General features: G+C 45.9%; 4 protein-coding genes. All 4 read left to right on the forward strand.

Annotated features, from left to right (window positions below; all coding sequences use genetic code 11):
- Positions 1-5 precede the first annotated feature (5 nt).
- Genes BBG47_RS21115 through BBG47_RS21130 form a run of 4 tightly spaced genes read left to right on the forward strand, consistent with a single transcriptional unit; the run spans position 6 to position 13,203 of the window.
- Positions 6-2,978, forward strand: a complete 2,973-nt coding sequence (locus BBG47_RS21115; RefSeq protein WP_065293377.1) for a type I polyketide synthase — start codon at positions 6-8, stop codon at positions 2,976-2,978.
- Positions 2,979-3,004: 26 nt separating this feature from the next.
- On the forward strand, positions 3,005-6,859 hold the full coding sequence (locus BBG47_RS21120; protein ID WP_065293378.1) for an SDR family NAD(P)-dependent oxidoreductase: 3,855 nt from the start codon (positions 3,005-3,007) through the stop codon (positions 6,857-6,859).
- 16 nt (positions 6,860-6,875) lie between these two features.
- A complete protein-coding gene (locus BBG47_RS21125; RefSeq protein WP_065293379.1) occupies positions 6,876-9,347 on the forward strand; it encodes a condensation domain-containing protein in 2,472 nt (823 codons plus the stop codon).
- A 25-nt stretch (positions 9,348-9,372) separates the two neighbouring features.
- Positions 9,373-13,203 (forward strand): condensation domain-containing protein, encoded by a 3,831-nt coding sequence (locus BBG47_RS21130; RefSeq protein ID WP_065293380.1) that lies wholly within the window; start codon positions 9,373-9,375, stop codon positions 13,201-13,203.
- The last annotated feature ends 189 nt before the right edge of the window (positions 13,204-13,392 follow it).

Consider the following 13,392-nt stretch of genomic DNA (forward strand, 5'->3'; position numbering starts at 1 on the left):
AGCCGATGAATGAACACGCTGAAAATAGCTTGGATGTCGCCGTGATCGGCATGTCGGCAAGATTCGCCATGTCGGCAAATGTGGAGCAATTATGGGATAACCTCGTGCAAGGCAAAGACTGCATTACACGAGATCAGAGCAAGTATAAAGCGAACTATGTGGCTGCGTATGGCAAGGTGGACAATATTGCAGACTTTGATGCTGATTTCTTTGGCTTCAATAAAAGAGAGGCCATGAATGCCGATCCGCAGCAACGATTTTTGATGGAGGGCGTGTACGAGGCGCTAGAGGACGCAGGTTATAACAGCCATAAATACGCAGGGAAGATCGGCTTGTATTCAACGACGGATGAGCACTTATATGTATGGAATTATTTAATGAGAGAACAAGGGGACTGGTATTTAAATTTTCACCTGAACGAATTTCATTTTGACGGAACGTTTAGCACGCTGATCGCTTATAAGCTGAATTTGCAAGGACCCTGCGTATTGACCAAATATGCCTGTGCCTCGTCGCTGGCGGCGATTCATTATGCGTACCAAGGACTTCTCAATTATGAATGCGATATGGCGGTAGCAGGGGGCGTATGTCTGGAGCCGGAGCAGGAGGGCTGCAATTGCTTTGACAATACGGTTTCGAGAAGCGGCTATGTGAAGGCCTTCGATGCGGATGCAGATGGATTAGTTAAAGCGGCGGGTCAAGGGCTTGTCGTATTGAAGCGGCTGGAAGACGCCTTGAGCGACCGCGACCGCATCATTTGTGTCCTTAAGGGAACAAATTTGAATAATGATGGCAACCGCAAAGTCGGGTTTGCAGCACCCAGTGTTCAAGGGCAAGAGGAGGCTATCCGCGATGCGCTGCTGATATCGAATGTGAAGCCAGCAGAGGTCGGTTACTTCGAGACCCACGGAACGGGAACAGTGCTCGGGGATACGGTTGAACTAAGAGCGCTGAAAAATGTCTTCAAACCTAATTCGGCGGATCAAAAGGTCTATATTGGTTCGATGAAATCCAATATTGGACATACGAGCTCGGCATCGGGGGTTGCTAATTTTATAAAAGCAAGTTTGATGCTGAACAAGAAGATAATGCCGCCTAGCATTCATTTTCATCATCCGAATGCGGAGCTTCTGGATAAAGATTGTCCCGTCGTGGTCAATGACCAGCTTCGAGCTTGGGAAGGAGAAAGTCCGAAAATTGCGGGAGTCAGCTCATTTGGAATGGGCGGCGCCAATGCGATTGCGATCTTGAGCGAGCATGAACAGGAGGAGCATCATTATACCGCCGAAGAAGAACTGTTCGTCATTAGCGGCAGGACGGATATCTCGCTCCTGAACAATTGCATGAAGCTTGCAGACCACCTCAAGCATCATGACGTGCATCTCAAGGATGCCGCATATACGCTGCAGGCAGGACGGGGAAGCTTTGAGCATAAATTTTATGCGGTATGCAGAGATAAGGCAGCCTTGATCGAGAAGCTGGAACAAGCGCATAAAAGTAAAAAAACGTCGCCTGTGAAAGCTGGCAAGATCGTCTTCGCTTTCTCCGGTTCGGGTAGCCATGGTGATTCCATGGGCAGAGAATTATACGAAAGCAATGTCATTTTCCGGCGAGAAATGGATCGATGCTTCCACATCGTACATGCGATAGCTGGCAAGGATTACAAGCCCTATTATCTTGCTAGCGGGACTGACAATCAGGCAGAAGACCATCAGTTGGCGATGATGTTCATTACCTTTGCTTCCGGATACTCGCTGGCGAAATTGTGGATAGAGCTGGGCATTCAACCTGATCTTCTGCTTGGCCATAGCCTTGGGGAATATATCGCGGCTTGCATTTCCGGCATATTTACCCTTGAAATCGTGCTTGAGGTTCTATGGAAGAGGGCAGGTTTGTTCCATACCCTTCCTGAGGGGACGATGCTGGGAGTTGCCTTGACGAAGGACAAGCTTGAAGCTCTATTAACGGATGGCGTAACGATTGGGGCCGAAAATGGTGAAAAAAGATTCCTAGTATCCGGACTCGATCAGGATATGGAACGTTTCATTGAGGCGCTGGAGCAAAATCGCATTAGATTCACCAGATTGCCTGTAAATCGAGCCGGACATTGTCCTGCCATTCAACGAATCGAGAATGCATATAGAGAGGTGCTTCAGAGCGTCCATTTCGCAGAAGGCAGCATTCCGATCGTATCGACCTATACAGGGAAATTGATAGAGAAGCAGGAAATGGCCACGACTGATTATTGGATAGACCAGATGATCAATCCGGTTACGTTTCATTCAGCCGTGAAGGAGATTGCTTCTAAGCATAACGCTATCTTTATCGAGATGGGACTATCCGATCAGTTGACAGATCTCATTCGCAAAACGATTGCGAATGACTCCGCGCAATATGCTGTCTCTTCTTTGAAGGAATCGAAGGCCAAAAATGCGAGAGAAGGACTCCTGCATGCTGTAGGAAAACTGTACTGCAGAGATGTGGAAATTACGTGGGACAAACTATATAACGAAAAGCCATATCGAGTATCCCTTCCGACCTATCAATTTGACAGAAAACCATATTGGAAATACAAAAAACATGTAGTTGGAGACAATCAAAACGTCGTCTATTCGGACACGGAGCAGGAAGGCAGTAAGGAGCCGGAGGTACAAGCGGAGGAAGCTGCTTCCGATTGCAGAGATGCAACAGACATAGCGTTAGTGGATATCTTCAAGGAAGTGCTGGGGATCGAAAAAATAGGAATCTATGATGATCTGTATGAGTATGGCTTCGATTCTTTATCTGTCGTGATGGTTACCTCGAAAGTTGAAACGGTTCTGGGCAAGACGCTGTCCATCAAGGATATATACACGGTTACAACGATAGCGGATTTGTCAGATCTTCTGGCAACCAAGACTGCGGAGGAGAAGGTTCCTGAGGAGAAAGAAGTGCAGCTTGCTTCACGAAGCATCGATGATATGTTCAAAGAAATGTAATGGGGATTCAATAGGAGATTAAGGATATGAGGATAGTACAGGAGCTGCAAAAGCTAGATTTCATCCGAGATTATCAGCTAGAAGCAGATAGATGCTATTTCAGTACGAATAAAGAAGTGCCGTTGGAGCATGTGATGGCATGTGATCCGATGTATGAATACATCCAGCTCCCATTTATCCCTAGGAATGAATCGGGCTGCTTGGATGCTGCGAAGCTCGAAGGGATGGGTTATATCTCTTCCCGGACTTATACCGAGCTTCAGCAGCGATTTATTGAGGCTGGAATACAGGCAGAGATGGCTATTGCCTATGACAATATGGAACAGGGCATTGCTTTTGATGAACGTATCCCAGCAAAGCCGATTAGGGCTGAGGAAGAACAGACGAAAGGCGAGAGACCGGCAATTGCTTCAAATGGCCTACTGGTTCAGGATCATGCGATTGGAAATCTGATTGACTTGTTCCAACAGCGGGCTTCCAGTACCCAGAACATCATTTACGTCGACAAAGATGGAGTAGAGGAACAAAGCTATCGGGAGCTGTACAAGGAGGCAGCCGATCTCGCCAATGGGTTGCAGGAGTATGGTCTTACGCAAGGGGATGTCGTCATTTTTCAGCTACCTGACAATAAAGCCTTCATCGAATGTTTTTGGGCATGCTTGCTCTTGGGGGTCATTCCTGCCCCCTTGAGCGTGTTGGACAGTTACGGGGCGAATAATGTGCACACCGAGAAGTTTAAGCATATTTGGCGGCATCTGAGCAAGCCATATGTGATAACCACGAACCGGCTGCATGATGAAATCCTCCGGATGGATGTGGACGATTCTGAACAGGTCAAGGCGATCTCCATCGAACAGATGAAAAGGAAGCGAGAGGCTCCATTCGAACCCTATTCCTGGCATCGTGATGAGAGCAGCTTAATTTTGTTTACGTCGGGAAGTACCGGAGTGCCGAAGGGCGTTACGCTAAGCCAGAAAAATATGCTCGGCAGAACCTTGGGCGAAATCCAGTTGAACGGACTTGACAGGCGCGAAGTTGACTTGAACTGGATGACATTGACGCATGCCGCAGGTCTGATCTGGTCGCACATCAGAGATGTATATCTGGATATTCAACAAGTGCAAGTCCATACAGAGCTGATTTTGAACGAACCGTTGCTGTGGCTTGAGCTCGCTCATACCTACAAAGCTACCATTACGTGGGCGCCTAACTTTGCTTATGCGCTTGTCAACAACTACTTGAAGGATGACGTCGATTACGGGTGGGATCTATCTAGACTCAAGTATATGTTCGCTGGCGGAGAAGCCAATAATAGCAAAAATTTACGAAAGTTCCTGAAGCGATTGGAAAAGTACGCCTTGCCTGAAGAGGCAGTGAAGCCGGCCTTCGGGATGACGGAAACCTCCTCTTGCATTACGTATTATCAAGACTTTTCGTATCGCGGGAGCAGCGACGAAGACAACTTGCTGCCTGTCGGCACACCGATGCCAGGGGCGGAGATTCGGATTGTCAATGAGCAGGGTGATCTTTTGCAAGAGGGGGAAATCGGCTATGTGCAAGGAAAAGGCGAGTCGATTACGGGCGGATACTATCAGAACGAGCTTGCGAATCGCGAGTCCTTTACCGCCGACGGCTATCTCATTACCGGAGACATGGGCTATATACGCAATAATAATTTGATCCTGACCGGCAGACAAAAGGACATTATTATTCTCAATGGCCTGAATTATTTTGTTCAAGACATTGAAGCGGCCGTGGATGACCTCCCAGAAGTGAACGCATCGTTTACAGCAGCGACCTCCGTTAAAAATAGGCTGGACGGCAGCGAGTTGGTGCTGGTGTTCTTCTCACCGCAGGATGAAAGCCTGCTGACACAGGAGACGAAATGCGAACAATTGAAGGAGCTTGTGCTCCTGATAAAAAATCAAATTCGAGAAAAGTGCCTGCTCAATCCGGACTATGTCATCCCCATTTCAAGCCAAAGCGCAGAGAGAACGGATATCGGGAAAAAGCAAAGGAAGCAGTATCAAGCCAAATTTCTCAATGGTGACTTCAATGATATTCTGCAAAAAATTGCAGTCAACAATACAGGAGTGATTGTGAAGAAAGAATGGCTCAGAAAAGAACTTGGGCATAAGCCAATGGGGAAGATCTATGTGGCAAATGCCACAGCATATATCTGTTCCGTGCTGGAAAAGAAAAGTGTCCATTATTGCACGGTTGAGGAAGCTGACGATGGAAGCGAACAGGATGTTCTAGTGGACTTCTATTTCTATGAGGAAGAAGCTGTTGCGGAGATTTCGCAGCAAAGCATCCAGTCTTCATTGGCGAAGGCACATCGATATATGAAGGGGCTAATGGGAACGACCAAGAGACGGACGGTGCTATTTCCTGTCAAGCAATCTATGGTCAGCCGATTCGATCAAGTATTCCGCGTGAATCACAGCTATTTGGCAGGAATGCTGAAGACGGCTTCTTTAGAGAATCCGCTGCTATGCTGCCGGCTTGTGGATGCTGATGAACTGGATGCAGCTTCGATTCAAGCAGAAGCAGATGTATCGATTAAAGATGAAATCGTCTTATATCGCGAGGGAAAACGCTACGTTCCAGCCATGAAAACACTCAAGGTGAATGAGCGTAAAGAACCGGAACCGATAATTCCGCAAAACGGGCTAATTGTTGTTGCCGGAGGGCTTGGCGGGGTCGGCCTGCATGTGTGCAATTATTTAATTCAAACATACAATTCCAAGCTGCTCATTATCGGTTCATCAGATCTAGAGGCGGCAGAGAATAGCATTGGTTATGCGGAGCTTGCTAACCAATCCCCATCCATCATGTATGTCAAGGCTGATGTGACCGAATATGAAGAAGTATTGGCAGCTATAGCGAAGGCGGAGGCGGCATGGAATATGGAACTGACGGCCATATTCAATCTTACTGGGAAATTGTCGGCAGTGGGGCAGGGAGAGTTCTTTGGCAATATGTCCGTACATGCGTTAGAAAACGAAACCCTCGAAAATCTCATGGCTGCTTCCGCTGTGAAACTGTTAGGGACGCATAATCTGGAGAAGATCAGACGTCAGAAAAAGCATGCGGTCATGATCGTATTCAGTTCGCTTACAGCTCAGTTTGGAGGGCGAGGGATGGGGGCGTATGCGTTGGCGAATACGTTCCAGGACAATTACTGCGAATATCTGAGGAATTGTGGAGAAGCAGTATGGTGCACAAGCTGGAGCATGTGGCGTCAGACCGGACTGAACGCATATGGAGAATCTGGTTCGGCAGTGTTTGGCGGCTTTCAAGAGCTCCAAGCAGCGCATGGAATTTATTATCTCGATTATATACTCCAACATCATATTCATTCCTCTTATGTGGGAATCAACAGGGATTCTATGAAGATGAAGTGCAGGATTGTTGACCCCTACTATATGAAGCTGCTCATTCTGGTACAGGATGAGGGAGATAGGAACAAGGTACGAAATATCGTGTACGAACTCGATCCACAGCTTGCTGCACGTCTCGTTTGTTCCATCCGAAAGGGGAGCTTTGTCTCGAATACGAACCTGACCGTTCAACAGCAGAAATTGATCGCGATATGGGAACGAGTGCTGAACATTACAGGAGTAAGTATGACGGACAATATTTTTGATGTGGGAGGCAATTCACTAACCATTTTCCAACTCGTACAGCATATTGCTGACGAATTTCAGGTTGATATCAAACCGATCGATCTTATGACATATCCGAATATATACGAATTATCTGCTTATTTATCAGGGCATTGTACTCCGAATGATATTACTGAAATCAATGATAGAACGAGCAAAAATCGAGACAGATTGCAGCAAAAACATGCTCTGCGCAAAAATCGGAGAGGCTGAGAGGAGAAGAGCGGTCATGAATCTGATCGAAAGAATGAATCGTTTGCCGGAGGATAAACAGCAAAAATTTATAGAAACGATCAAGGAACGCGGTGCGGAATACGGCATTTTTCCGTTGGCAAATAATCAAAAAGGCATGTGGTATGTATATTGCGCCGACTTCGAAAAGGAAAATCCGTATTACAATCCAACATTTAAAATCGAGTTCAAGTACAACGCCGATCGTACCAACCCTGAGAAGATCAAGGCCGCTATTCAACAGCTTTGGGAAACGCAAGATATTTTTTTATTTAAATATGCGGAAATTGGGGGTACCCCTTATCAGTATATGGATAAAGACAGCCGGCCTGCTATCGATGAGGTTGACCTCTCTCACTTGCCGGAACAAGAGGTAGATAAAGTGATAAGAGAACAGGAAAGAGAGTTTTGCCTGCGCAACTTCAATCTATTAGAAGAGAATCCGATAAGATTCCAGATGATTAGGGTGAATCAACATGTAGAGCTGCTGCTGATCGCCGTCCATCATTTAATTAGTGACGGGTGGTCAGATGGGCTCATATGCAAGCTGATCATTGAAGCGTATTCGGGGAGGAAGCTGGAGAAAAGCGCCTATCAATATGCTAATTACATTATGCATGAGCACGCGCCGCGAATGCAGCAGAGGCTGCAGAACAACTTGATTTATTGGAAGGAAAAGCTGGAACAGTCGGACTCTTATTTAGATCTGCCAACCGTATATGACAGATGCTCGCAGGAAGAGGCAAGGTCTTCGATTTCGGTGTTCTCACTGGACACTGCGACGACGCACAGTATTAAAAAGATCGCAAAGGAAACAATGGGCAACCTTCATACCGTTCTGCTTAGCCTGTTCACCATCGTGCTGGGCCGATATGCGAACAAATCAATGATGAATATTGGTACAACTTTAGCGAACAGAGACGATTCCAGATATGTAAATTTGGTAGGAGATTTTGCGTCCGTGATTGTCATGCCTGTTGCTTACGAGGAGCAAGCAACGATCAAGGAAGCGATGGAACAAGTAAAAGACATAATGTTCGAGAGCATGGAACATTCGAATGTGATTCTAAGCGATGTCATCGAAAATGTAGCTTTTCAAAGAAGGGAACATGTTCATCCTTTATACCAGATTATTTTTGCTGTTCACAGCAAAAAACTGTTCAGCGGCATTGCGGTAGGGGAGTCCATTCAGATTGATGGCAGCGATGTCATCATCCATACCCTTAGCCGCGATAACACGAATGATTTCAAGCTTGATCTATGCGCGGTTGTGGCCGATAACGGCGAGGGCTTGGACATTCAATTCGAATATTCGACGAAGCTGTTTTCCCCAGAACGGATCGAAAGTATTGCTCACGCCTATATCCATTTCATCCGGGAAGCAGTGTTTGACATCAATCAGCCGATCAACTGCTGTGGGCTGGCTAATGTGGAGGAATTACGGGCAAAGCTTGAAACGTATGAAATTACCTACTGTCCTAAGAAATTATTGAATGAAGTCAATATTCGCGAAGAGCAGGTAGCGGTTATGCATGCAGAGCTGGCTTTGCTCGACGAGTCTTACCACTCCGTTCCGCTCGGATTTGAAGGCGATATTTATTTCAAAAGCGGGAATGCATGGTATGCCACAGGGGAGAAAGGCTGCATCGATGAGAATGGCCGCTTTGATATTATCCCGCATAAGTCAAGGGTCGTATTGTTCAATCATGCCGTTATCGATCTGAAGCAGTCGCAAGAAGCCATTCGAACCAAATACCAGCTAGACTTTTGCGAACTAAAATTGACAAAGGAGAATCACCTGATTCTTTTTTATGACGGCGATTTGATGCTATATCCAACTGAGCTGCTGGATATTCTTCCGGTACCTCCTACATTGACCTATCGAACGAAAGACATCCATGGGAGTCGAATAAACAAGAATATCAAGCAGCTGGTATCAGCGGTTAAGGAGCTTCAAGTACAACCCGATGTGAAAGATGTCGTCATCGTTCAACCAAGAGATGGAGACATGTTCCATCTCCTATTCAGCACACATAGCAGGCAAAAGCTTAGCAAGGAAACAATTGAGCGGATAGATCGCAATAACAGCAGCGAGCATATCCTTTTCAAGTTTGTTGAACCATTTCCGATGGCGAACGGAACCATCGATTGTCATCATACGACATTCCATGATCAATATACGTATCCCAAGCTGAACAAAACGGAAACCGAAGAAAAAGTTACTGCGATATGGCGACAAATCCTGGGGGATGACAGCACGTTCGGCTTACATGAGAAATTTTTTGAGGCCGGGGGAAGCTCGATCAAAATTATTCAAATGCTCCATATGCTGAACAAGGAATTCAATACGAATGTGAACATTGCTGAATTGTTCGTGTGCAATACGATTCATGAAATCGCTGCACATTTGGATCATCATCAGCAAGCTGTATCGGAAAATAGATGCGAGATAGAAAGCTGCAAATTTTAATAAAATGAAGGGAGGAATAGACTGCATGTCAAGTTTCAAAGAAATCGCAATCATCGGAATGAGCGGACGATTCCCCAGCATTCAGCATCTGGACGAGCTGGACTCCATCTTTGTCAACAAGACTGATTGCGTTAAGCCTTTTAGTGATACAAGACGCGACTTGCTCGGATTAGATCCGGACAAAAAGTATTTTGAGGTTGCTTATATCGACGGCGTGGAATATTTCGATTATGACTTTTTCCATCTTTCCAAGCAGGAAGCTGCCTACATGGATCCGCAACAGAAAATGATATTGGAATTAGCATGTGAAGCGATTGAAAACGCTGGATACAGCTTGGAGGCAGCAAGAGGCAGCAACACCTCTGTCGTGCTTGGAGCACACAACAGCCATTTTTATGATGATTACGTGGAGGATGCATCAGGTGTCGCGATGATCGGCAACTTTCTCGATTCGATGGCAGGGCGAATCTCGTACAGCTTAGACCTGCACGGCCAATCGGCCATCGTTCAGACGGCATGCTCATCCTCGTTGTATGCGATATATGAAGCGTGCATCCGGCTGAATGCTAGGGAAACGGAGATGGCCCTTGCTGGAGGGATTACGCTGGAATTCCGCGTGAAGTATGACGACTATGCGGAGACGGATGTACTGGGTCTCATTTCTCCTCATGGAAGATGCAGCACCTTCGATGAGCGTGCGAATGGAATTAATCTTGGAGAAGGCGCCGGCTTTGTCTTGCTCAAGCGATATGAAGACGCCGTCCGCGATAAGGATCCGATTCATGCGGTCATTCGTTCTGTTGCCGCCAATCAAGACGGCGGGCGATCGAACAGCCTAGCGGCACCAAGTGCTGCGGCACAAACCGAAGTTATCCTGAAGGCGTGGGAGAAAGCGAATATTCACCCTGAGGATATTGGCTATATCGAAGCACATGGCACAGGGACTAAAATCGGCGATCCGATTGAAATCTTGGGGATTACAGAGGCGTTCAGGAAATACACGGATAAAACGAAAATTTGTCCGATTGGCAGCTTGAAGACGAACTTCTCGCATCTTGGATCAGCGGCAGGAATTGCTAGTGTGATTAAAGGGATCATCTCGATGAAGCACAATAAAAAATATCCGCTGCGCGAGCTTAAAAAGATCAATAGCTTGATCGATTTCGAGCATGCTCCGGTGTACCCGATTACGGAGGTCGAGCATTGGGATGAGCATAAGCCGAAAATGATGGGAATAAGTGGCTTTGGTGTTAGCGGCACCAATGTCCATCTTGTATTGGAGGAGAACAAAACCAACTTTTGTACAATAGATTCTGAGAAGGAATACTTCATTACGATTAGCGCGAAAACAAAAGACGCTGTAGAAGATTATAAGAAGAAGCTAAAGGCGGGGATTGCGCATTATTCCCTTGGAGATATAGGGTTCACATTAAATGCAGGCAGAAACGACTATGAGTATCGCGTATCCGCAAAAGTAAAAAATAAGATGGAGCTTATGGATTTCCTAGATAGCCCGGTCTCTACAACGGAAGCGGGAGCATCGAAAATGGTATTTTTACTGTCAGGAGATGCTTCGTTCGATGAACATGCCTTGCAGGAATTGAACGAAAAATATACTGTATTCCGCACTGTCTATCAGGATCTGCTAGGCAAAATCACGTTAGAGCATGAAGATATGTTGAAATTGATTGGCTATATTGCGCTGTACCATCAGTTCGAAGTATGGGGAATCACTCCTCATAAGCTCTTAGGTACGGGCATTGGGAATATAGCTATCGATTTCATCATGAACAAGATTTCCCTGCATCAAGCCGAGCAAGAAATTGCTAGGAGCAGCAATGGAGCCTTTAATCACCAAGGATTTGAAGCATACATTACGAAATTGCTTGAAACGGAACATGAAGCGCTTATTTTTGTAGAAATGGGCGATAGGGGGAAGCTGAGCGAATGCTTGCAATCCCGGCATGACCATCATGCGCTGAACGTCGTGAGAGCAATTAGCGATGACTATTCACTTTTGGATGCATTATCGGCCTTGTATAACATTGGTGTCAATATCGATTGGGAGAAATACTACTCGACTAAGGAGCAGGTGAAGGTGCATTTGCCGACCTATCCGTTCCGAAAAACCTTGGCATGGCCGAAAAAGCTGCGGAGCAAGGTGGCTGTTCGCAACGTTGAGTCTGAGGCTGCAATAGATGAAGGCCAGGAGCTGAAGCGATTTTTGAAAGATATCTGGTGCAATGAACTTGATATGGAGGAAATTGGCGAGTCCGATGACTTCTTTGATTTAGGCGCCAATTCGTTAATGACGATTAGTGTAACGAACTTAATTAAGCAGAAAACAGGCGTGGAACTGGATTTTGATGATTTTTATACGTATGCGACGATTCAATTGCTGGAGGAGCACATCAAAAACCAGATGAATCATTCTGGTGCCGCCTCATCTGCTAGTTCAACGGACGATAAGCAAATGGAACGAGCCGTACGTAAAGAGCTAATGAACGTCTCCTATAATCAGAGACGGATGCTTTATTTTTTGGAAAACGTGGATCAGGGATCGCTGTATAACATGCCTTTTATCTTTAAAATTGAAGGTGCGTTTCATATGGATGCTTTCCAATATAGTTTGGAAAAGGTCATTGAACGGCATGAAATTATGCGCACGATTTATGTGAAAAAGGATGGAGTATATTATCAAAAGGTTTTGGATGAGTATTCGTTTACATCCGAATACGAAGCTCGAAGAGGCGAAGCTGCCGATGACATCATCAAGGAAATGAAATCCGCTTGGAATCAGGAATTCGACCTGTTCCGCGAAATCCCTATACGCAGCAAATTGATTCAAGCAGATAATAATTTGCACCTGTGGTTTGTTACGATGCATCATATTGCAGCAGACGGCTCTTCTATGGCGATCTTTGGACGGGACATGGCGGCTTTTTATTCCCAATATAGTCAAGGAATAACGAGTGCAGTTCTACCGGAACTGAGCTTGCAGGTTGTGGATTTTGCTGAATGGGAGAACCGTTTCCTAAGCAGTGAGTTGGCGCAAAGACAGGCGGCATTTTGGAAAAAAGAACTGAAGGACATCAATGGCCTTTTGTCATTTCCAGTGGATAAGGAACGTCCGCAGATGCAGACCTTTAACGGAAGCTCGATTGAATTTGAGCTGACATCTGACACGGTTGAAAAATGCAAAGCGTACTGCAAAGGCAATAACCTGACTTTGTTTATGCTTTTAGAAACCGTGTTCGCCCTAGCGCTGTATCGCTACAGCAATGATCCTGACATTTGTGTGGCAGTCCCCGTATCCAATCGATTCGACGAGCGACTGAAGCAAACGGTAGGCTTCTTTGCAAATACCGTTGCCATGCGAACTGTGATTCAGCCAGAGAGCTCCTGCAAAGCCGTCCTGTCCAAAAATAAAGAAATGATAGCGAACGTATACGCCAATGTCGAGCTGCCTTTTGAAGAGGTGATCAGCAGCATCGAATTCCAGCGCGATGCCGCATATTCGCCGCTTGTGCAATATATGTTCGTCTTCCAGAACTTTGCGATGAAGGAAATGGGCTTCGATGAGGCGCGAATGACTCTGATGGAGCTAGAATCCAGCTCTGCCAAGTTCGAAATGACATTGATGCTGTATGAGAAGGACAGCGGCATAGCTGGGCTCGTGGAATATAATACTGATCTCTTTTATGCGTCAACCGTTCAGAAGTTTATCGAAGCTTATCAATATATGCTAAATTATGTGATTGAGCATGATGATATCTCCGTGAATCAGCTTCCGTTGGAGCAGGCTGCTGCTCTGGTTGGTGAGGGGAGAAATCGAGCAGAAGATTATAGCTTTTAATCGTAAATCGCTAACACGTAACACCAGTTTGCTTGCTTGTTAAAAATATCGAACATTTTCCACAACGTTTGCTTGACACAATTGGATCGACCGTGTATAGTAATGATTACTGACTCCGTATTAACGGATTTGGCAGTTACATACTATAATATGCGGTCATGGCGGAATTGGCAGACGCGCTAGATTCAG

It is taken from the genome of Paenibacillus sp. KS1, from assembly GCF_001680695.1.
Lineage (GTDB): Bacteria > Bacillota > Bacilli > Paenibacillales > Paenibacillaceae > Paenibacillus_B > Paenibacillus_B suaedae.

Bases quoted from the DNA above. Each gene is read 5' to 3' on its own strand.
- BBG47_RS21115 (WP_065293377.1), top strand. From the start codon at position 6: ATGAATGAACACGCTGAAAATAGCTTGGATGTCGCCGTGATCGGCATG.
- BBG47_RS21120 (WP_065293378.1), top strand. From the start codon at position 3,005: ATGAGGATAGTACAGGAGCTGCAAAAGCTAGATTTCATCCGAGATTAT.
- BBG47_RS21125 (WP_065293379.1), top strand. From the start codon at position 6,876: ATGAATCTGATCGAAAGAATGAATCGTTTGCCGGAGGATAAACAGCAA.
- BBG47_RS21130 (WP_065293380.1), top strand. From the start codon at position 9,373: ATGTCAAGTTTCAAAGAAATCGCAATCATCGGAATGAGCGGACGATTC.